The organism is Castellaniella hirudinis (genome assembly GCF_047468865.1).
Taxonomy (GTDB): Bacteria; Pseudomonadota; Gammaproteobacteria; order Burkholderiales; family Burkholderiaceae_B; genus Castellaniella; species Castellaniella hirudinis_A.
On record NZ_JBLGTV010000001.1, the window covers coordinates 109,455 to 130,564 of the forward strand.

At 64.1% G+C, this 21,110-nt stretch carries 17 protein-coding genes; 1 reads left to right on the forward strand and 16 read right to left on the reverse strand.

Annotation, left to right across the window (positions count from 1 at the left end; genetic code table 11):
- Positions 1-3: 3 nt before the first annotated feature.
- Both tssK and tssJ read right to left on the reverse strand, forming a co-directional pair.
- The gene (gene tssK, locus ACMHYJ_RS00470; protein ID WP_414244232.1) at positions 4-1,395 is read right to left on the reverse strand and encodes a type VI secretion system baseplate subunit TssK; all 1,392 of its coding nucleotides are present in this window, start codon (positions 1,393-1,395) and stop codon (positions 4-6) included.
- 11 nt (positions 1,396-1,406) lie between these two features.
- On the reverse strand, positions 1,407-2,114 hold the full coding sequence (gene tssJ / locus ACMHYJ_RS00475; RefSeq protein ID WP_414244233.1) for a type VI secretion system lipoprotein TssJ: 708 nt from the start codon (positions 2,112-2,114) through the stop codon (positions 1,407-1,409).
- Between the two features lie 170 nt (positions 2,115-2,284).
- Between tssJ and ACMHYJ_RS00480 the strand changes: the two genes are divergently transcribed.
- The gene (locus ACMHYJ_RS00480; RefSeq protein ID WP_414244234.1) at positions 2,285-3,007 is read left to right on the forward strand and encodes a hypothetical protein; all 723 of its coding nucleotides are present in this window, start codon (positions 2,285-2,287) and stop codon (positions 3,005-3,007) included.
- On the opposite strand, the gene ACMHYJ_RS00485 is transcribed toward ACMHYJ_RS00480, so the two are convergent.
- The 14 genes from ACMHYJ_RS00485 to ACMHYJ_RS00550 all read right to left on the reverse strand — a co-directional run bounded on the left by ACMHYJ_RS00485 (position 2,988) and on the right by ACMHYJ_RS00550 (position 21,084).
- Positions 2,988-4,046 carry a pentapeptide repeat-containing protein gene (locus ACMHYJ_RS00485; RefSeq protein WP_414244235.1) on the reverse strand — a complete coding sequence of 353 codons (1,059 nt, stop codon included), beginning with the start codon at positions 4,044-4,046 and terminating at the stop codon, positions 2,988-2,990. The two genes, ACMHYJ_RS00480 and ACMHYJ_RS00485, sit on opposite strands and share 20 nt — an antisense overlap.
- On the reverse strand, positions 4,043-5,095 hold the full coding sequence (locus ACMHYJ_RS00490; RefSeq protein ID WP_414244236.1) for a DUF2169 domain-containing protein: 1,053 nt from the start codon (positions 5,093-5,095) through the stop codon (positions 4,043-4,045). Before ACMHYJ_RS00490 ends, ACMHYJ_RS00485 begins: the two co-directional genes overlap by 4 nt.
- A gap of 14 nt (positions 5,096-5,109) precedes the next feature.
- Complete coding sequence (locus ACMHYJ_RS00495; RefSeq protein WP_414244237.1) at positions 5,110-6,723, reverse strand: hypothetical protein; 1,614 nt, start codon at positions 6,721-6,723, stop codon at positions 5,110-5,112.
- A 17-nt stretch (positions 6,724-6,740) separates the two neighbouring features.
- Positions 6,741-7,136 (reverse strand): DUF4150 domain-containing protein, encoded by a 396-nt coding sequence (locus ACMHYJ_RS00500; RefSeq protein WP_414244238.1) that lies wholly within the window; start codon positions 7,134-7,136, stop codon positions 6,741-6,743.
- Between the two features lie 10 nt (positions 7,137-7,146).
- Positions 7,147-7,806 carry a DUF3540 domain-containing protein gene (locus ACMHYJ_RS00505; protein ID WP_414244239.1) on the reverse strand — a complete coding sequence of 220 codons (660 nt, stop codon included), beginning with the start codon at positions 7,804-7,806 and terminating at the stop codon, positions 7,147-7,149.
- A 9-nt stretch (positions 7,807-7,815) separates the two neighbouring features.
- Complete coding sequence (locus ACMHYJ_RS00510) at positions 7,816-8,859, reverse strand: pentapeptide repeat-containing protein (protein ID WP_414244240.1); 1,044 nt, start codon at positions 8,857-8,859, stop codon at positions 7,816-7,818.
- 21 nt (positions 8,860-8,880) lie between these two features.
- Entirely contained in the window at positions 8,881-11,139 is a 2,259-nt protein-coding gene (locus tag ACMHYJ_RS00515; protein ID WP_414244241.1) for a pentapeptide repeat-containing protein, read from the reverse strand.
- Positions 11,136-12,743 (reverse strand): hypothetical protein, encoded by a 1,608-nt coding sequence (locus tag ACMHYJ_RS00520; protein ID WP_414244242.1) that lies wholly within the window; start codon positions 12,741-12,743, stop codon positions 11,136-11,138. The genes ACMHYJ_RS00515 and ACMHYJ_RS00520 overlap by 4 nt, the downstream gene beginning before the upstream one ends.
- A 30-nt stretch (positions 12,744-12,773) precedes the next feature.
- Positions 12,774-14,405 carry a type VI secretion system Vgr family protein gene (locus tag ACMHYJ_RS00525; RefSeq protein WP_414244243.1) on the reverse strand — a complete coding sequence of 544 codons (1,632 nt, stop codon included), beginning with the start codon at positions 14,403-14,405 and terminating at the stop codon, positions 12,774-12,776.
- Between the two features lie 253 nt (positions 14,406-14,658).
- On the reverse strand, positions 14,659-15,639 hold the full coding sequence (gene tssG, locus ACMHYJ_RS00530) for a type VI secretion system baseplate subunit TssG (protein WP_414244244.1): 981 nt from the start codon (positions 15,637-15,639) through the stop codon (positions 14,659-14,661).
- Positions 15,603-17,333: a type VI secretion system baseplate subunit TssF gene (gene tssF / locus ACMHYJ_RS00535; RefSeq protein ID WP_414244245.1), complete on the reverse strand. Its 1,731-nt coding sequence runs from the start codon at positions 17,331-17,333 to the stop codon at positions 15,603-15,605. Before tssF ends, tssG begins: the two co-directional genes overlap by 37 nt.
- Before the next feature lie 104 nt (positions 17,334-17,437).
- On the reverse strand, positions 17,438-19,114 hold the full coding sequence (locus tag ACMHYJ_RS00540; RefSeq protein WP_414244246.1) for an FMN-binding glutamate synthase family protein: 1,677 nt from the start codon (positions 19,112-19,114) through the stop codon (positions 17,438-17,440).
- Between the two features lie 35 nt (positions 19,115-19,149).
- On the reverse strand, positions 19,150-19,596 hold the full coding sequence (locus ACMHYJ_RS00545) for a DUF3293 domain-containing protein (RefSeq protein ID WP_414244247.1): 447 nt from the start codon (positions 19,594-19,596) through the stop codon (positions 19,150-19,152).
- A gap of 9 nt (positions 19,597-19,605) precedes the next feature.
- A complete protein-coding gene (locus ACMHYJ_RS00550) occupies positions 19,606-21,084 on the reverse strand; it encodes a helicase HerA-like C-terminal domain-containing protein (protein ID WP_414244248.1) in 1,479 nt (492 codons plus the stop codon).
- Positions 21,085-21,110: the final 26 nt, after the last annotated feature.

The window sequence follows — 21,110 nt, forward strand, 5'->3', positions numbered from 1 at the left end:
GGGTCAACCTCGCAACACGATGATCTGGGCCCGCAGGTCGTCCGGGGCGTCGGCCCAGAACAGGCCGATTTCGGCGGCTTGGACGATTTGTTCCCATTCGGCGCTCATTTGCTCGATGCGGAAATAGCGGGCATTGGCGCGCTTGGGGATGCCCTGGGGCGGGGCGTTGAGTTCGATGAGATCGGTGCCCGGCAGCGCGTGGTCGATGAGGGACGGCAGGACTTTCGGGGCCGCCAGCCGGGCCAGGCGCAGGAAGTCCTGCGTGGTGGCTTCCCATTTTTTGGCCGATTGCAGCATCAGGTAGAAGCGGTTGCGGGCCGCGAAGTGATCGCGCGCAATGGCGGCGACCCGGTAGTCGTCCAGGGGTTCCAGCGTGACGCGGAATTCCGGGCCGGCCGAGATGTCGTTCAGCAGCCGGCCGATCAGTTGCCGCGCCGCCTGGAAGCAGGCCTGTTGGTTGAGGTGGTCGTAGGCGGGCAGGCCTTCGTCGTTGGGCTGGTCGCGGCGCCGGCCCAGGGCGTCGTAGGGCTCGCTGAAGGTGCTGAGTTCGCCCACGCAGCTGCGCAGCGCGCCATAGACCATCCAGGGGTGGATTTGGGGGGTTTCGGCCAGGTGGGTCAGCAGGGGCACCTGGCGATTGAGCGCCTGCAAGGCCTGCATCAGGGTGAAATAACTGGAATCCAGGTCTTGTTGCAGGTCGGCCGGGGCTTTGTATTCGGCCAGCTGGCGCATGCGGCCCGAGAGATCGTCGCGGATGTCGCGCAGCTGGTTCTGCAGCACGGCCGAGCCGGACAGGTGGAAGCAGGGGGGAACCCGGGTGTTGTTGAACTGGATGGTGTCGTTGACGCGCTGCAGCTGGCCGATGGGGATCAGGTCGTAGTCGTCCAGGGCGTCGAGTTCGGGGCCGAAGAAAACCCGCACGATATGCTTGATGATGGGGACTTGGGCCACGGGGCCGTCGCCGTACAGATCCGGGGTTTCCTGGCCATCGGCCTGCGAGGCATAGCGGGTCGTCGCGTGAGCGGCGTCTTCAAAGGCGTCGACCACCGTGACGTTGGGGTAGGCGACCGTCAGTTTCTTGAGGCCCAGGTAGAGATCCAGCGGCTGGTCGGTGTCTGTCCAGGCTGTATCGAAGGCGCGCGGGGCGATGATGGCGTTGCCGGGGAATTCGACATAGGTATTGGGCCGGAAAATCAGCTGGGCTTCGCGGATGTCGATGTGCTGGGCGGCCAGGCCGTCGGGGGCGAATTCGAGCTTGCCCACCCCCCAGCCGTGGGGCGTGGCCAGCTGGTACAGTGGTTTTTGCAGGAATTGCTGGTGCAGGTCTTGGCGCTGCAAGTGCTGGGGCTGCAGGAACAGCCCCTGATGCCAATAGGTTGCAGTGCGGAAATCCATGGGTGCGATCCTTAGTTGCCGAGCTTTCTGGCCGCTGCGTTGGCGGCTTGGGCCGCTTCCCGCGCCGCGCCGCCGGTATCGACTTCGAGCTTGCTGTTGTCCAGCGGCACGGTCTCGATGTTGGGCTTGGCCTCGGGGTCGAAGGTCAGGCTTTGGGCGTTGGTAATGCGCTGGCGCCCCAGTTGCAGCTTCAAGGCCAGGTGGGCGGGTTGTGCGGTGTAGGTGGTACTGATCATACCGCTGCTGTCCATGTTCAGCGGGATGCGGAACAGTTTTACCGCGTCGTCGGCGGAAAAATTGTAGTAGCCGACGATCAGGCCCACGTAGCGGGTGTCCTGGACGCGATCCAGCGTCAGGATCGTGTGCTTGCCGGGGCTGACCACGTAGCGATCCAGCTGCAGGACGTCTTTGCCCGCGGTGCCGCTGGCCAGGGTTTGCTTGATGGTGTCGGCGTCTTTCAGGAGGCTGGTGAAGGTCTTTGCGTCCGCCACCTGGAATACCCCCAATACCACGGTGTGCGGCCGGCTGAAATAATCATTCAGGTCGGTGTCGCTGTCCAGTTCGATCTGGATGGCGTTGCGGGCGTAGTCCCAGGCGACCTCGGCCTGGGCCTCTTTGGCCGTGTTGCCCCCCAGGGCTGAATTGACGCTGGAACATCCCGCCGCCAAGGACAGCAGGCCGGCCAGCAGCAACAGCAAGATTGGGTGCGAATAAGGCATGGGGATCAAGGTCTTGGGCGGGGCGGGCGAAAATCGTGCGCTTTGTGTTGGGGCAGGGTAGAGTAACCCTTATTTACCAGACGTTGGGATTATAGCTGATGCGGATTGTCCAACTGGGGCTTGGCTACTATGACAAACCCGATAAATCATGTGTTTGCGTGGCCTTTTCGATGTTGCTTCTGATATGCGGCGCGGGGTCGGTTCACGCCGCCGGGGTGCGGGTGCCCGTCTTGTCCATCACCCACGATACGGTGGCCCAGCCGGCCCAGGAGAAAGTCTGCTGGGATGTCATTGTCAGCGACCGTGAACTCGCCCAGCGCCAGTATCAGCAGCAGTCTTGGGTGGTCAAATACTGGAAGCCCATCCTGGGGGGGATTCTGGGCGGGGCGCTGGGCTATCACTTCACGGCCAATTATGGGCCCACCCACCAGAAATGGGTCTACCCCACGGTGGCCGGGGGGATGGCCGTGGGGGCGCTGGCGGGCCCGGGGGCCGTGTTGGGGGGCTATGCCTTGGGCACGCTGGCGTATGCCTATGTGCCGGGCAAATTGCCCGTGGTGGCCGCCGTCAGCTTGCTGGGGGCCATTCTGGGGGATAAGGCGTTTGATTTCTTGTTTCCCGATAAACCGTCCAAAGATTTGCTGGCCCCGCCGCAGCCGGGCCAGTATCTGGTCGATCAGAAGTTTTATGTCGAGACCAGCTGCTTGCCCCGGCCGGTGGTGCGCTATACCCAAAGCGCCTACCGGGTGGTGTACGACTACCAGGGCCAGCGCCATACGGTCAGCGTGCCCCGGTTTCCGGGCGACACGATTGAACTGGACGCCAACGGCAAGCCGATGATGTTGCGGCCAACGCCTGCGCAGCAGGTTCGGGTCAGAGAGATCCCGCAATAGGCGCCCAATCGCCCGGCGGCGGGGCGGCGCTGTCGGGCATGCGCAGGGTTTCATTGACGCGCGCGCCTGCCCACTGGGCGGCAGTTTCGTCGATGCCGTCCAGGCTGCACACCTCGAACTGCGTCTGGCGAAAGCTGGCCTCGTCCAGTTTGGCGGACGACAGGTCGCACAGCTTCAGGTAGGCGTTGTCCCAGACACTGCCGCTGGCGTCGATGTCTTCCATCTGGCAGGTGGAAAACCGGCTGTTCTGACAACGGGTCTGGTGCATGACGGCATAGGTAAAAATGCAGACGTCAAAGCGGGCATCGGACAGGTCGGCCCCGCTGAGATCGGCCAGGGCCAGATGGATGCGCTCGGCTTGTGCGCCTTTGAAACTGGCGCCGTTCAGCTTGGCCTGGGTAAATTGCGTGTCGCTCAGGGTGCAGCCGGAAAAATCGGCGTTTTCCAGTTGGGCGTCGATAAACAGCGTTTGATCCAGGGTGCAGCCCGGGAATTGCTGGCCGGTCAGCTTGGTTTGCAAGAACAGCGCTTGATTCATGCGGTTGTTCTTGAAAATCGCCTGACTGAGGTCGGTGTCGGTGACGGACAGGTTTTCCAGGCGGGCGTCCGTCAGGTCGGTGGCTTCCAGAAAACAATGATCCAGCTGGGCCAGGGACAGGTCGGTTTGCAGCATCCGCGCCTGGGTCAGGGTGCAGCGATCCAGTGAGCAGCCGGAAAAATCGGCTTCGGTGGCCTGGATGCGGTTCAGGCTGACCTGGGTGAATTGCGCGGTGGACACATTGGCGTTCTGCAGCTGGGCATCGTCCAGAATGCAGCGCGTGATGGTGGCGCCCAGCCACTGGCTGCCGTCCAGCTGCGCCTGGCTGAAATCGCATTCTTCAAAGGACGCCTGGCAAAAATTGACCCGGCGCAGGTCGGCCTGCTGAAAAATCACCCCGTGAAACGCGATGCCGGAAAAATCGGTGTCGGCCAGATTGGCTTTGGCCAGATCGGCGTCTTTCAGGGTGTTGTCGATGATGGTGGGGGGGGACGCGGTCATGGTGTGTTTTTACCAGGCGGTTGCGGCACGTCGCCGTGTTCGATGACGTGCAGCAGGGATTCGATTTCGGTGAAAAAACCGCTCAGGTTGCCCGCGCGCTGGGCGACGAGCTGGGCAAACTGCTGCGTGTGGGGGTTGGCCATCAACACCTGCATGACGTGGTCGTCATCCACGCCGTGCTGTGCCAGCGCGGCCTGAAAGCGCAATTTTTGCTGGCGGATTTCTTCGTGCAGGGCGCGCCCGGCGGACGGGCCGTCCGGCTTGTCCAGATTGTCCGGGCCGCGAGGGCTGTCCGGGCCGTCGTCCGGGATGAAGCCGGGCGTATCGTCCGCGTAGTGGGCGGCCATGGCCTGCACGCAGGACTGCAGATAGTGTTCTGTGGGATGCTCTGGGGTGTCCGAGGGTTCCAGGGCCACCAGCAGGGCATTGATGTCGTGCCCCTCGGCGCTGCGGGTGGGGGCCAGGGCGCGGTAGACGACCAAGCCCTGCGCCAGGCTGGGCAGCAGCCACAGGGTTTCGATCGTGGCTTGCAGTTCGGCGAAGCGGTGGCTGCCGTCGGGCAGGGTCTGGTGGACGAAAAACCGGGGGCGCAGCGCGGGCACAACCCCATGCAGATGGGGGTGCTGCGGGTGCATGGATTGCAGATGGATGGTTTCGCCGCCGGCCCAGTAGGGGGTGGCGGATGGCGGGTCTGTTTGCGGAATGAAAAAGGGGCCTGCCGCAGTGTCTGCTTGCGTCAGCTGGATCGACAGGCAGGCGCCGGGCGCCTGGACGGTGATCTGCGCCGCCTGTCGCGGGGGGGCTTGCCAGCCGCCCGCGATGTGCAGTTCGCCTTGCAGCTTGGGCCAGCCGGCATCCAGATCCTCGCCCAGCAGGCGGGTGAGCTGGGGCCACGGCGTGTCGGGATTGGGCGCCGTGGGGGCGCCGGGGGCCGGGCTGAGGGCGAAGGGCGCAATCAGGCCCAGGGCCAGGGCCTGTTGCTGATCCAGGCACAGGCTGCGCTGCACCAGCCGCGTATCGGGCGGCAGAATGCAGGCGAAACGGGGCATATCCAGCGCCATTTTTACTGACCCCCCAGGCGTTTGGCCCGGCGGGCGGCGGCCGTGACCCGGGCGTGGGCCGCGATCACGGATTTGTTCAGCTTGGCAACGGATTCTTCCATGAGCTTGGCTTTGAGTTCGGCGGCTTTCAATTTTGCTTCGAGCGTCGCGTTTTTGGCGTCGGCGGCGATCAGCCCCGCCTGGATTGCAGCCAGGTCCGTCGAGGTGGGCAATGGGCCGCCCGGCGCCAGGATCGTGACGGCTCCGCCAATGCTGATGCCGGTGCTGTCGATGGTCAGATTGGTTGCCCCAAAGGCCAGCTTGACCGCCGAGCTCTTGCAGGTCAGGGCATTGCCGCCGTGCCCGATATTGGCATGCGTGTCGTCCAGGGCCAGAACCCCTTTGCCGGCCTGCGCCTGGATGGCCTTGCTGGTCTTGACGCTTAAGGCGGTGTCCTGGGTGGCGCGGATTTCGGTGCCGCTGCTGTCGATCTGCAGTTTATCGTAGTTGACGGCGCTGCCGTCCCCCTGGACGACTTGGAAGACCTGAACGGGACTGTGCTGCCGGATGGCGCTTTTTGCCTTGGTGTTGAATTCATCTCCCCACGCCTGGATGAGGCCGCTGTTGTCGAGATCGAGCCTGGAGCCATCGGTGGTGAACGCATCCGGGGTCGTGGTAAAGCGGGTGATGCTGGAGTCATCGCTGACCTGCTCGTATTGCAGGTCGGCGGTGGCCGTGGACAAGGTGATCCCGGTGGTGTTCAGGCTGATGCCCGCGGAGCCGGTCGCGCCCGTGGGCGCGCGCACCCCGAGAAAAGCCGCCGCGACTTTGTTCAGCGACAGCACGGCCGCCGGTTTGTTGTTGTATTGGCCGTCTTCCAGTTTGCTCAAGGCAATACCCAAAATCGTACCAATGGCGACCATCGGGTAAAGCCCCATCGTAATGGCGGAAAAAATATAGGTGGGAAGCTTGTCTTCCAGTTCGAGGCTGCTGGTGGAGGCTCGGGATGTTTCCATTTCTTCTTTGGCGGCTTGGATGGCAGCCGCTTGTTTTGCCAGATCAGCTTCTTTTTTTGGGTCTTTGGGCGTCGTGGCGTCGTAGGCCGCTTTCTCCTTGTCGTATTTTTCCTGGGCTTCACGAATTTTTTGTTCGTTTTCCGTTTTGTTTTTTGCGTTTTCTTTGTCGGCTTTATCGTTTTCTTCGTTGGTTTGTATGGCGGCTTTGGCGATGACGGTGGCGGCCGCCCCCAGCAGGAGGGCTGCTTGTGCGCCAATCAAGACCTTGATGGCGGTTTTGATGGCGGCCGTTTTGGCATAGCTGACGACATCCCCCCCGGTGGAAATCGCCTGGTTGTTATCGCTGTGCGTAGTACCACCCTCGCTTTCTTCTTTTTTTTCCCCCTTCGTGAATTCGTGCCCAGTGGACATGGTGGCTTCGTAGGTGGCCCCGATGGACACCCCGGTTTTCATGGCGGCCGAGAATTCGTTGGAGATGCCCAGGGTGATTTCGTTTTTTACCGCATAGGACATGGAAAATTCAGACCCAGCGGTGATCGTGGCTTTGCCGTCGCCATACCAGCCGAATTTTTTGCCTTTGGTGTGTTCGACAATGCCGGAACTTGCTGCGGATTCTGCCATGGTAGGGCCTTTAGGGGTTAATTGCAGTTGACCTTGACCTGGCTGGGTTGCAGCAAGGCGCCAAAGCAATTGCCTTTGTTGGATTTTGCGCTGTCGCCTTGGCGCACCACCGGTTTGCCTTCAAATTTGACTTTGAAGCTGGCGCTGACGAATTCGCATTCGCCCATGAAGGTGCCCGAGACCACCCCGCCCAGCGTGCCGGTAGTGTCGCCGTTGCTCAAGGGGATCTTGGACGATTTGGTGACGGCGGGGACGCCATCGACCAGCACTTTGGTGGTCGGGGGCGTGGCCATGGCCGTCATGGCCATATTGGGATACGGCACGGGGATGGGGGGGGCCGGTGGAGCCGGGGTCTTGCAGACGTCCGGCATGCAATTGACTTGCGCGGGCTTTAACGTGGCAACGAAAGGCATGGCGGTGTCCTTAGCCCAGGTCGATTTTCTGGCCGTCGATCTTGACGAAGCCCGTGGCCTTGGCCGTGATGTGGCCCGCCTGCAGTTGATGGTGGTCTTGAACCACGGTGCTGCTGCGGCCTGCACGGGTTTCGTCCAGCCCCTGAACCGAGCGGAAACTGTCGATCGAGCGGGAGATCAGCCGTCCCAGCGTGGCGGACAGGGTTTTGGCGCCGTACTGGATGGAGACCGCGTGAGCCTGCAGGGTATCGAACCAGCCTTGCCAGTGGGTGATGCGGGTCTGGGCGCTGACGGCGGTGACGTCCAGCTGCCCGCTGTGCAAGGCCAGGGTGTCCTGGCTGCCCAGGGACAGGTTTTTGGCGTGCAGCCGCAGGCCCGCGGCATCGGCTTGCAGCAGGGCCCCGCCGGGCAGCGCCAGCCGGGCCTGCTGGGGGTCGGCGCGTTGCAGGATGGCCAGCACATAGGCGGGTTGGCCCGCATGGGCGGGGCTTAACAGAACCAGGTCGGCCACCTGGGGGGTTACCAGGCAGCTGAAAGCCTGTTGCGCCCCGGGGCAGCTGGGCGCGTCCGTCAGGAAGGTATCCCCCACGATGCCAATGATGCGGGCGTGCAGTAATGGGACGTCCGTGTCTGTCGGGGTGGGTTGGATCTGGGGTCGGGTCGGGTGCATAGCGGTGTCCTACTGGGGGGGCGACCATTCTTCGGCTTTTGCCTGGGCCGGGTTGGTCCGGGTCGTGTCGTTCAGGCGGGCGCCGTCCCATAGCGTCCCGTCCTCTTGTGCTTTGTGCAGATTGCAGAGATTTAGTTCCGCGTTGCGGAAGCTGGCGTGATCCAGAACGATGTGGGACAGGTTGCAGAGTTTCAGGGTGGCGTGATCCCAGACGCTGGCCTTGGCTTGCACGTTGGCCAGGGTGCAGATGGAGAACTGGCTGTTCAGGCAGCGGGCGCTGTTCAAGGTGGCCAGGGAAAAATCGCAGAGTTCGACGTGCGCGCCGGTCAGGTTGGCCCCGGTCAGGTCGGCCATGGCCAGGCTGGCGTTGGTGATTTTGGCGTCTTGAAAGCTGGCGCCGGTCAGGTTGGCCCGGGAAAACTGGGTGTTGTCCAGGGTGCAGCCTGAAAAATCGGCGCCGGGCAGCTGGGCTTCGATGAACAAGGTGAGCTCCAGGTCGCAGCCTGGAAAACGCTGGCCGGACAGATCGGTTTTCATGAGCATGGCGCTGCCCATGGGGTTGTCGCAGAACACGGCCTGGCTCAGGTCGGTTTCCAGGGCCATGAGGCGTTCCAGGTTGGCGCCGGTCAGGTCGGTGCCGACCAACTGGCAGGATTTCAGCCGCGCCAGGGAGAGATCGGCCTGGTTGAGGGCGGCCTGGTCGAGCGTGCATTGATCCAGCAGGCAGGCGGAGAGGTCGGCCTGCCGCAGGGACGCCTGGGCCAGGCTGACACCGTTGAGGGTGGCCGTGGACAGCTTGGCCTGGGTCAGGTCGCTGCGATCCAGCAGGCAGCCGGTCAGGGTCGCCCCGACGAGGTTGCTGTGGCTCAGTTGGGCGTCGCTGAAGTCGCACTCCTGGAAATCGGCTTGGGAAAAATCAGCCCCGGATAAGTCCGCCTGGCAAAACCGCACCTGGCGAAACTGGATGCCGGAAAAATCCGTGCCGGACAGGTTTTCCTGGCTGAGGTCGGCGTTTTCCAGCAGGCCGTTGACGATGTTTGCGGAGAGAGGCATGGCGGGCGGAGGATAAAAGGGTTACAGACGCACGGGCAGAATGGTGGCATCGGTATTGCAGCCGGCCACCGTCACCGTATCCAGGACGGTGTCGATGAAGCTGGCGGCATACAGATTGCTGTCCAGAATCTGGCAGTGGGCGAGATCTGTGTGGTTGAACGAGGCTTCCATCAGGTTGCTGCGCCGCAAGACGGCGTGGCGCAGGCGGGCGCGATCCAGGCTGGCCTTGCGCAGGTCGGCCTGGTTGATCTGGACATTATCCAGCAAGGCGTCGGACAGGTCGGCGCCCTGGGCCTGGATGTCGTCCAGGCAGGCGCCATCCAGCATGGCCCCGGTCCAGCTGGCGCCGTTGAGGATAGCCGCTTGCAGTTTGCCGCCTTGCCACTGGGTGCCGGGCGAACATTGGCTGTCGCTGAGATCGCAGCGCTGCAGGCTGGCGTGGCTGACGTCGGCCAGGGTGAAATTCGCCTGGCGGCAGCTGGCGCCGTCCAGTTGGCTGCGCGCCAGCCGCGCCCCGGTAAAGTTGGCTTGATCCAGGTGGGCTTGCGAGAGGTTGCAGCCTTCCAGGTTGGCGTGGGAAAAATCCGTCCCGTCGGCCTGCAGCTGGGGGGCCTGGATTTGTTGCAGCCAGGCTTTGGACAGCCCGGCGCCCTGCAGGCTGACCCCGGTCAGATCCGCCCCGGCGAAGTTGGCCCCGTGGCAGTTGCTGCCATCCAGGTTGGCGCCCTTCAGGTTGGCCCCGGCCAGGCTGGCCTGATCCAGGGTGGCTTGCGTCAGCTGGCAGCCGGACAGGTCGGCGGCGTCCAGACGGGCGCCCTGCAAAATGGCTTGGCTGAAGTTGGCCCCTTGCAGCCTGGCCCCGGCCAGATTGGCCCCGGACAGGATGGACGCGGAAAAATCCGCCCCGGCCAGATCCAGGCCCGCCAGGTTGGCGCCGCTGAGATCCAGCCCGCCGCAGGGGCGGCCCTGAGCGTAAAGGGTCTGCACTTGCAGACGGTGTTGAATGGCCCGCGTGGGATCGTGCAAGGCCGGGTCGGGTTCGGCTGGCGCGGGGGGAAACTGCGGGGCGTATTGGGCCGTGATCAGGGCGGGAGGCATGACGGACGCCAAGGAGCGCGCGGGCGGATTGAACTGCTGCGCCAGGTGTTGCAGTTGTTTTTGTTCGGCGTCATCGAACGTTTTAAGCAGCCCTTCGATTTCGGCGAAAAACCCGCCGATGCTGCCGTTGCGCTGCTGGATGGCCTGGGCGAACTGGCGTGTTTGCGGGTGGGCCAGCATTTGCGCGATGATGGTTTCATCATCGACGCCTTCGGCCCGCAGGATCGCCTGGAAGCTGTCTTTTTGCTGCAGAACCTTGGCCAGCAGTTGCTGGCTGGAAAGCTGTTCGGCTTCGGTTTGCAGCTGCTTGGCGGCGGCTGGCGGGGTGACTTGCCCGGACATCTGCTGGATGCAGCGCTGGATGTAGTGATCCAGCGACTGGGGGGGGGGGTCGGGGGTTTCGGTTTCGGCCAGCAGGGCGTTGATGTCGCGGCCGTCCGAGGTGTGGATCGGACACAGGGCGCGGTAAATGGCCAGGCCCAGCTGCACTTCGGGCAAGAGCCACAGGGTATCCAGGTGGGTGTCCAGTTCTTTGAAGCTGGGGTTGCCATCCGGCAGGGTCTGGTGGGTAAAACAGCGGATGCGGTCTTGCGGCACGCGCCCGGCCAGATCGGGATGCCGGGGGTGCATATTGCGAATCAAAATGGTGTCGCCGCCCGTCCAGAAACGATCCAGCCACTGGTCTTTGGGGGCTTGCTGGAAAAACAGCGGGTCGGTGTCGAGGGCGTGGTGCGGCCAGCGGGCCTTGAGCCAGGCCGGGTCGTGCGCCCCGGCATAGGCCTGCCGGGCGGGATGGTCGGGAGCCAGGGGGGCGAAGCCGCTGACCTGGACGTGATCCTGGTCGATGGCCAGGCGTTTGTCGATGGCGCCCGCGGTGATGTGGGCGGAGACCGGCCACTGATGGTGGCCCGCCGGGGGATGGCAGGTGCCTGCGGCCAGGAGTTCGCCGCGCAGCTTGGGCCAGGCTTCGTCCAGGGTGGCGGTCTTGCCCAGGGCCTGGCCCACGGCGTCCCATAGGCTGCCCGACCACGGGGCCGCTGACGCCCCGGGGGGGTGCAGGGAAAACGGCACGACCACCCCCAGGGACATGGCCTGCTGGCCGCCGCCGAGGCGCAGGCTGCGCTGGATGAGTTCGGCCCCAGGGGGCAAGAAAGCGCGAAAGGACGGAAGAATGGGCGTCATGAGGCGGAGTTGGCGGTTTCGGTGGCGGATTCGACCATGGCGCGGGTTTCCAGCAGGGCCAGGTTCATGGTTTGCATGGCGTCGTTGAGGGCCTCCAGCTTGGTGGCCTGAAGTTTGACTTCGGTTTGATCCTGGGTTTGTGCGGTCGTGACGTTGACCAGATCGGCTTGCAAGGCGGTCAGTGTGGAACAGACCCCGGTTGGGGCGGTGGGGCTGAGAATATCAATGCCGTTGCCCAGATGGATGCCGGTGGTATCCATCTTAATGGTGTTGCCGCCGAAGGTGATTTCGATTTGGCCATTTTGGATATTGATTTTGTTGCCCCCCAGGCCCACGCTGGCGCTGCTGGCTGCCAGCTTCAGGAAGCTGTCTTTTTTCTGGGCGGAGATGCCATCGCCCACGCAGACTTGCAGCAGCGTATCCGAGTCTGCGCGGATGCTTGTCCCCTGGACGCCGAGTTTCAGCCAGTTGTTGGCCGTGGGGACGCCTTTGGCGTTGGTGGCCTGTAGCTGATGGGACATGGCGTACTGGGAATTGGCGCCGCCCAGAAAGGTGTATTGGTCGCTGGCCCAGGTTTCGATCGGGCCGGACGCGTTCAGGCGGATGCGCGCGCCCGGCGTGCCATAGGCGTCCGGGGCTTGATCGAAGCTGGTTTGGCTGTCCGTGCCGGGGACTTTGGCGTATTTCAGGTTTTTGTCCGAGGCGATCAGGCTGAGTCCCGTGTTGTTCATGGCCAGGCCCATGGATCCGGTTCCGGTTGAGGGACAAATGCCGAGGAAGGCCGCCGGCAGCTTATCGAGCGACAGCACGGCGGTGGGCGCGTTGCCGTATTGGATTTTCTTGATTTTTTTGTACAGGATGTGGGTAATCGCGCCCAGGACGGTGATGGCGTTGACGCACAGGGTCAAGGCGGAAAAAATATAGCCTGGAATATTGTCTTCCATGGTCTGGCTATACGTGAGTTCGTGCTCGGAAACGTTTTTGTTGGCTTCGTCGACGGCCTTTTGGGCGTCGACGGCGGCTTTCAGGGCCGCTTTCATGGCGTCTTCGGCTTTTTCTTTTTCTTCGGGGGTGCTGGCGTTTTCGAGTTGCTTTTTAGCGGCCGCCAACTGGGCGTTGGCGGCGTCTACCTTTTCATTGGCGGAATTTTGCTGTTTTTTGCGTTGCTGCTGGTCGTAAGTGGCTTGGGCGATGGTGGTGGCGGCGCCCGTGGCCAGGATGGCCGCCTGGGCAAGAATCAGCACCAGGGCCGCGCCGCGCACGGTTTTGGTCATGGTGTCGTGGGGGATGTCGCCCCCCACGGTCAGCACGTGCTTATCCAGGGTATGAACGGATTTCCCCTTGGATTCGGTCATTTCGTGTTCGTGCTTGAAGCCGAATTCGGTGGAAAGCCCGGCGGCCAGGGTGGCCCCGATGCTGATTTCGGACCTGACGGCCGCCGTGAACCCGTTGGAAACCCCCAGCGTGATGTCGTTCTTGACCCCGTAGGTCATGACGAAATCGGCGTTGGCGACGATTTTTGATTCGCCCGTTCCGTACCAAGTGAATTTCTGGCCGTTCGTGTGTTCTACGATGCCGGTTTCAGTGTCTGAGCCGTCTGCCATGGGGTCTCCTGGAGTGATTGCCGGCGGGGTTTACAGAGAAGACAGGATCGAGACAGGATCGCTGGCCGGCGACGGGGCTTGTTCTTGGGAACCCGCCTGGGGCAGGGTGCCGATATAGAACATGGAGCTTTTGACCGGTGAATACACGCCGACGAATTCCCGCCCGGGCTGGTCGGACATGTTCATGAAGTTGCCCCCGACGGTGCGCACGGCGTTGCTGGTGGAGTTGACGTTGCGCACAATGCTTTGGTGTTCGGAATTGGGCACCGCCCCCAGGATGACGGGCTGGTCGGGGTCGCCCTGGTTGAACGCCAGCAGGACTTCGGTGCCGCGCAGCAGGGGGAAGTGCATGCCTTCGAATTTGCCGGCGTAGGGCGTGGCCATGCGCAGCCAGGACGAGCCTTTATTGAGCGGCTTGTCGGAATAATCGTAGGGCAGCTGCACTTTGTATTGGCCGTATTCGTTGATTTCGGCCAGTTTGCCGTTGCCTTCGGCATCGACGATGGCGCTGATGACGCCGCTGATGACCGGGCGCGGCGTGCTGCGCGGGGCGCGGTATTGCAGGTCGGCGGGGATGGCCTGGAACTGGCAGTGGTAGGCGGAGCCGCGTTCGCCCTGGTTATAGGCCGTGTTCTGGCCGGCCAGCACGACGCCCGCCTGCGACCCCTGATGCTGCACCTGGGTGACTAGGTAGCGGGCGTTGACGCTGTCGCGGAAATGATGGGTGACGTCCAGGAAATAGCCGCTGCGCACCCCCACGGCGGGGGCTTCGCCCAGGTAGACCGTGCCCTGGGCGTTGAAGCCCTCGGCGCAGACGGCGGCCAGGCGCTGGGCGTCGTCCTCGGTGCGCAGGTTTTGGCCATAGAGCATGTAGCGGCCCTGGGCACCCTGGGGAATGGCGCTTTCGTGGCGGATGGAGTCCCCCAGGCTGGCCTTGCGGTAGTTGAAATCCTGCACCAGCGCCGCGCTGGGCAGCTGGGTCTTGCGGCAGCTGAACGCCGTGACGCAGCTGTCCTGGCGGTCGGTCTGGACGTTTTCGGGGGGGGTGTAGCGCAGGGTGACGGCATCGGCCGGCTGGGCCTGCCGGTGATCCAGGATGGTGAGGACTTCGCCCGTGGTGCCGCTGTGGTCGAAATAGTAGTACAGGCCTTCTTGTTCCATCCAGCGCGATAGAAAATTGAGGTCGCTTTCTTGGTATTGGCAGGTGAAGCTGCGGGGCCGGTAGACGGCCGGGTTTTTCAGCAGCAGGCGCACGTCGGGCCCGCGCAGGTTGTTGCGTTCGAGAACCTGGGTGATCAGATCGGGCAGGGTTTGCTCGTTGAGATAGACTTCGTTCAGGCGATTGAGCCCGGCCTTCCAGAACCGGGGCACCAGGCGGGCCTGGTAGAAATAATATTGATCCACGTAGCCCAGTTGCTGGATGCTGGCCAGCATGCCGTGGTAGGGCACGGATCGGGATTGGTCGCGTGACCGCAGCTTGAGCGTGGCCGAGGCCTGCAGGGCGGCGTCCAGGTCGATGTCGGCTTGGTCGCTGACCAGGATCAGCTGGAACTCGAAGGGTTCGGAGATGGCTTCGCGGCCTTCCAGCCGGATAACCTGGAACGAGGCATCAAAAGGGGCGAGCTCGAAGGTGAAGAGCAGTTCTTTGTCGGCGATGGCCATGGTGGTCTCTTATCGTGCGGTCTCTATTAACAGCTTACATCAGACTGGACATGAAGCAAGCGCCTGCCGGTTTTCCGTCGTTTGGCGCATCTCGTGGATCGGGCAGGATAGGTATTGGATTATCCCGCGGAGGATTGGTTCCCTTGATGCTTGAATCGTTAAGAATCCTCTGAACAAGTCCTCGCGCCGCGTGCGTCTGTGGTTTGGGGCCGTCTGCGCCTTGCCTCCAGCCCCAAACCACAGCGCTTTTTAGTTAAAGCGTCAGTACCAGGGCCTGGTAAGGATGTTTACCCTGGGCGGGCAGCCAGCTGTTGCGGCCCAGGGCGCCCCAGGCCTGGACGCCCAGGTGCAGGGGGCCGACCACATCGGGGGCGGGCCGGAGTTCGAGTCGGATGTGCAGGGGCGTCACCAGGTAGTAGCGCACCAGGAACTGCAGTTCTTTGAAGGCGGCGCCGCCCGGCAGCAGGCGGGCGAACAAGGCTTCGCCGATCTGGTTGATGCGCAGGGTCAGGTTGCCGGTGCGGCAGCGGATTTCGCTGCCCAGGTGGGCGTCGCCGCCCAGGACGCAGTTTTGCCGGCCCAGGGCCATCTGCTGGGCGGGCGGGATGGGGCGCTTGCGGATGTCCTGCTGGATGATTTCGACCTGGGTGTCCGGGTACAGCGCCGCCACGATGGTCTGCAGGCCCATGGCGGATCGGGGATATTGGCTGAACAGCCCGGCAAAACGCAGCAGGTGGGCGACGCCGGGACGATCCAGGTATTTGAGCGGCCGGCATATCCCCACGAAAGTATGGAAGATTTCCAGCAGCCGGTCATCGCCGAATTCCTTGATGCGCATGTGCGCGCGTGATTTCAGCCAGGCGCGGAAAAAAAGCGGGTACAGCGTCTGGCTGATGATGTCCAGGAAGTCGCGGTTGCTGTGGTGGCCTTCGTGGCGCTCGTCGAGCAGGTCTTCGGTGTAGAAGTTGGGCAGGGGCGAGGTCACCCCGTACAGCCCGAGGAAGTTGGCGGTCAGGCGGTATTGGCCGGGCGCGGATTCCTGGATGTTGCTGAGGTCGGTGCCGGGGAAATCCAGGCTCAGGTGGGGCCGTACCCGGACGTCGGGCTCGGGGCTGTTTTGGGGGTGCGGCAGCAGGCGCAGCAGCCGGTAGGCCTGTGTAAAGGAAAACCGTTCGCCCTGCGTGAGCAGCCGGTTTTTCAGAGCACTGTTTTTAGTCCCAAGCGGATCGGCCATGTGAATCGTGTCCCGGTGTTTTTGTCTTGGATTTCAAAGCGCGTGTAGGCATTGATGCTGATGTAGCTGGCCAGGAAGCGATCCAGCACGCAGCCCCACAGGTACAGCGTGCCCGCCCCCGGCCAGTTTTTCTCGTCGCAACTGAGCACGATGTGCTGGCCTTGCATCAGGCTGCCGCGCACCAGGCGGGATTCGGGGGTGACCGTCAGGCTTTGCAGGCCCTCGATCTGGCGGTCGTTGGCGCTGCGCACGCTGTTGTCGTGCGAGCAGGTCGAGTTGTACAGGTGCAGGATGGCGCGCAGGTTGGTGATGCTGGACAGGGACAGCAGGTTCAGCGTCGTGTGGCTGATTACGTCCCAGAGCAGTTTTTCGCCGTGCGGCGGGTCGATCGCGGCGGTGATGGGCGTGATGTTGCGAAACGTGAAGCGTTCGGGCGACGAACTGGTGGGGCGTGAGATGTCCCCCAGCTTGAGGCGCTCCGGCAAGGTGCGGTTGGTGCAGGTCAGGTTGATGGACAGGGTTTCGTTGGCGGGGGCTTCGTCCTGGTCGTAGACCACGGACAGGTAGGTGTCGATGGTGCTGCCCACGATGGCGGGGCGGATGGACGTGCGGTAGCTGGCCTGCGCCTGCTGGCGCGTGTGCGACAGCAGGGAAAAGGGCACATAGCTGCGCGGCAGTGCGCCCCCCTGCAGGTAGCCGCTGACGGCGTCGATCGAGTAGATTTGGTGGTGCTGGCGCTGGGTGCCGTGCGGCAGGATGAGGTATTCGGAAAGCTCGTGATCCAGCTTGATGGGCTCGGCCTCGGTGCTGAACAGGTTGACCACGGGGGTGACGTGCAGGGCGAAGCTGCGCGTGCTGATGCCGGGGACGTTGTGGCTGGTCCTGCGCAGGAAGATTTCGATGCGGAACCGGCTGCCTTGCAGCACGCCGTTGCCTTTTTGCAGATCGGAAAAGTCGAGGAACAGGAATTTCTGCGGCATGAACAGCAATTCTTGCATCCAGCTGAAGGCCGGGAACGCGTTGTCGGGGTAGGGCAGCAGAGGTTCTTCGAAGCCCGGCGTTTGCAGCTGCGTGGACAGCAGCACCGAATGCCCGGCCTGGTCGCGCAGGCGGATGCTTTGCACCTGGCTGTTGAGCAGCATGAACAGGTTGGCGGCTTCGACGGGGTCGTCGGCCAGAAACAGCCGCAGCTGCGACGGGAAAGCGGGCGTGTCGTCGGGCCCGGGGGCGTTGAACTGGAGTTGCAGGATGTGGCTGCCGTCCGGGGATTTTTCGGTGCTGGCGGATTCGAGGGTGATGGGCGAGACCAGGAGGTCGGCGGTGGTGCGAAAGCGGCAGGAGATGTCTTCCAGCGGCGTGGCGCCGATTTCGGTGCCGGCCTGGATCAGGGCGGTTTCGTTGATCTGCGCCTTGGGGCTGAAGGCTACCATCGAGGTGGCGGGCAAGGGCCGCAAAAACTGCGGCACCAGGACGCTGGCCAGTTCCTGGACGATTTCAGGAAATTCATCGTCCAGCTTTTGCCGGGTCAGGCCGTTTAAAAAGGCGACGCCTTCGAGCAGGCGCTCGACGTCGGGGTCGGTGGAGACCGATCCCAGCATGGGGGCCACTGCGGGGTTGGCCTGGGCGAATTCCAGCGAATGGGTGCGCAGGTGGGCAAGTTCGGTGGCGTAGAACCGATTGAAGCGGGTGGCCATGGGTGTCGTGTGAAGCGGTTAATCCAATGATCTTGCATGATGCCCGGGATCGGTGTCAAGAAGACCTTGACGGCCGCCCGGGGCGGTGGGCGGGCGCTTGCGGTTCACCCTTGGGCCGCGGCCGGGGTGTCGGGGATGCTTTGGTCGGCATGGCCGGACAGCGCCGCGCTGAGGCTGTAGAGCGGTTCGAAGGATTCGGCCTGGGCCATGGGCCAGGCGGTGCGGAAAATCGTATTGCGGAATTTGCCTTCCAGCAGCTCGCCTTTTTGCAGGTCGGGGTACAGGGCCGAGAGCACGCGGACTTCGCCGTTGGCCAGGCGCCGGGCGATGTGATGCGGGCGCAGGTCGGCGGGATGCCGCAGGCCGGCGGCGCCCAGCAGTTCGCCCAGGGCCTTCAGGGTATTGGCATGGTAGTTGGCCACCCGCACGGATTTGTCCGCGACGACCAGCGCTTTCTGGCGTTCGGGATCCTGGGTGGTGACGCCGGTGGGGCAGCGCCCCGTGTGGCAGACCTGGGCCTGGATACAGCCGATGGCGAACATGTAGGCCCGGGCGCTGTTGCACCAGTCGGCCCCCAGCGACATGATGTGCGCCATGTCGAAGGCGCTGATGACTTTGCCCGAAGCCCCCAGGCGGATCTGTTCGCGTAGGCCGATGCCGACCAGGGTGTTGTGCACCAGGCGCAGGCCCTCGCGCAGCGGCGTGCCGACGTGGTCGACGAATTCGATGGGCGCCGCCCCCGTGCCGCCTTCGGCGCCGTCGACCACGATGAAGTCGGGCGTGATGCCCGTGGCTAGCATGGCCTTGGCGATGGCGAACCATTCCCAGGGGTGGCCGATGCACAGCTTGAAGCCCACGGGCTTGCCGCCGGAGAGCTGACGCAGCTGCGCAATGAAATGCATCAACCCGATGGGGGTGCCGAAGGCGCTGTGGCTGGCGGGCGAGATGCAGTCCTGTCCGGCCGGCACCCCGCGGGCGGCCGCGATTTCGGGGGTGACCTTGGGCGCGGGCAGCACGCCGCCGTGGCCGGGCTTGGCCCCCTGGGACAGCTTGATCTCGATCATGCGGATGTTGTCCCGGGTGGCCATGTCGGCAAAGCGTTCGGGGGAAAAGCTGCCGTCGGGGTGGCGGCAGCCGAAGTAGCCCGAGCCGATGTTCCAGATGAGGTCGCCGCCGTGTTCCAGGTGGTAGGCGCTGACCCCGCCCTCGCCGGTGTCGTGGGCGAAATGGCCCAGGGCCGCGCCTTTGTTCAGGGCGCGCACGGCATTGGCCGACAGGGCGCCGAAGCTCATGGCGGAAATATTGAAGACGGACAGATCGACGGGCCGGGTACAGTCCGGGCCGCCCACCGTGATGCGGAAATCTGTGTCGGGGATGTGCGTGGGCACCATGGCGTGGTTGATCCACTGATAGCTTTTGTCGTAGACATCGCCCTGGGTGCCGAAGGGGCGTTGATCCATCTGCTGCTTGGCCCGCTGGTAGACCAGGGAGCGGTCGACCCGGGAGAACGGCAGCTTGAGGGTGTCGTCCTCGAAAAAATATTGGCGGACTTCCGGGCGCACGTATTCGAACAGGAACCGCAGGTTGCCGATGACGGGATAGTTGCGGCGGATGGCGTGGCGGGTCTGGCTGAGGTCGTAGACCCCCAGCGCGGACAAAGCCAGGAACAGCAGGCAAGGCAGCCACCAGGCGGCGTTGATCCACAGCGCCAGCAAGGCGCACAAGACGGTCAGGCCGATGACGAGATGAAAAGCCGTGTGGCGCGTGAACAAACGAGGCATGGCGGTGGCATCCTGTGCGTATCCAAAGCCATACCTTAGCAGAGGCCGGCGGCGGCGGGGGCGGCCGCCGGGATCCAGACGAGTTGCGCGGCCTGGCCGTCCGGGCACCAGACGATGGCGTTTTGCCGGAAGCGCCGGGCCAGTCCCAGCCCTTGGGCCAGAGGCAGGCCGGGTATCCAGAAGCCCGGCTCGTCCGGCCAGATCCGTGTGGGATCCAGGCCGCAGGCCGGCAGCCAGGGGCGATCCAGCTGCGCCAACGCGTGCCGCAGGGCCTGGGTCCGCCGCCGGTTGGCGGCGGGCCGCAGCAGGCGGCTGCGCGGGTTGCAGGCGGTCAGGATCAGGCTGTGGCGGCTGTGGTATTGCCGGTGCAGCGCGGCCAGGGCCGGGTGATGCTGGCCGATGCGCAGCAGCAGGGCCGGGGTGGCGTCGATGCGATAGAGCGCCGCCTGGTAGGCCAGGGCCGGCGGCAGGCGCGGCGGCATGCGCGGGCTTTAGCGGCGGCCCGTCAGGGATCCCAGCAGGCCGCGCACCAGCCGGTTGGCGGCGTTGCGCACCATGCTTTTGGCGACGGATTGCACCACGCCGTCGCGCCGGCCGCCTCTGGGGCCGGTGGAGCCGAACAGGAAATCGCTCAAGATGCCGCCGGCGCCGCCGATCCCGTTCCCGCCCTCGGCGGGGGGCTGGGCGGCGGCCGAGGCCCGCCGCTGCAGGATTTCGTAGGCCGATTCGCGGTCCAGCGGCTGGTCGTATTTGCCGCCCAGCAGGGATGCGGCCCGCGTGGCTTGGCGTTCGGCGGGTGTGGCCGGACCGATGCGGCTGCCGGGGGCCGCCAGCCAGACGCGCTGGGTCGGGCTGGGTTGGCCCTTGGCATCCAGCAAGGACACCAGGGCTTCGCCCACGGCCAGTTCGGTGATGGCCGCTTCGATGTCCAGCCCGGGGCTGGGGCGCATGGTCTGGGCCGCGGTGCGCACGGCTTTCTGGTCGCGCGGGGTGAAGGCGCGCAGGGCATGCTGCACGCGGTGGCCCAACTGTCCCAGGATCGTGTCGGGGATGTCGCCGGGGTTTTGCGTGATGAAGTACACCCCCACGCCTTTGGATCGGATCAGGCGCACGACCTGCTCGATTTTTTCCAGCAGGGCCTTGGGGGCGTCCTTGAACAGCAGGTGGGCTTCGTCGAAGAAAAAGACGAGCTTGGGCTGGTCGAGATCGCCGGCCTCGGGCAGGCGTTCGTAGAGGTCGGCCAGCATCCACAGCAGGAAGACGCCATATAGGCGGGGGGATTGCATCAGGCGGTCGGCCGCCAGGATATTGACCATGCCGCGTCCCTGGGCGTCCGTGCGCATCCAGTCGAAGACGTCCAGCATGGGTTCGCCGAAGAATTGTTCGGCGCCTTCGTTTTCCAGGCGCAGCAGGCTGCGCTGGATGGCCCCGATGGAGGCCGGCGATACCTGGCCGTAGCGGGTGCGTAGTTCGGCCAGGTGCTCGCCCAGATATTGCAGCATGCTGCGCAGGTCTTTCAGATCCAGCACCAGCAGACCTTCGTCGTCGGCCACCCGGAACACGATGTTCAGAACCCCTTCCTGGGTGTCGTTGAGATCCAGCATGCGGGCCAGCAGCAGGGGGCCCAGGTCGGAGACCGTGGCTCGGATGGGATGGCCCTGCTGGCCGAAAATATCCCAGAAGGTGGCGGGGCAGGCCCCCCAGGCGGGTTCGGGCAGGCCCAGCTTGCGCAGGCGCTGGCCCAGTTTGTCGGAAGGCTGGGCGGCCTGGGAGATGCCGCTGAGATCGCCCTTGACGTCGGCCATGAATACCGGGGTGCCGATGCGCGAAAAGGCTTCGGCCAGCACCTGCAGGGTGACGGTTTTGCCTGTGCCGGTGGCCCCGGTGATGCAGCCATGGCGATTGGCCATCTGCGGCAGGAGGGTGGCTTCGAAGTCGGTATTGCGGGCGATGAACAGCGGTGTGGCCATGAGCGATCCTTTGAGCGGTGCCGAAT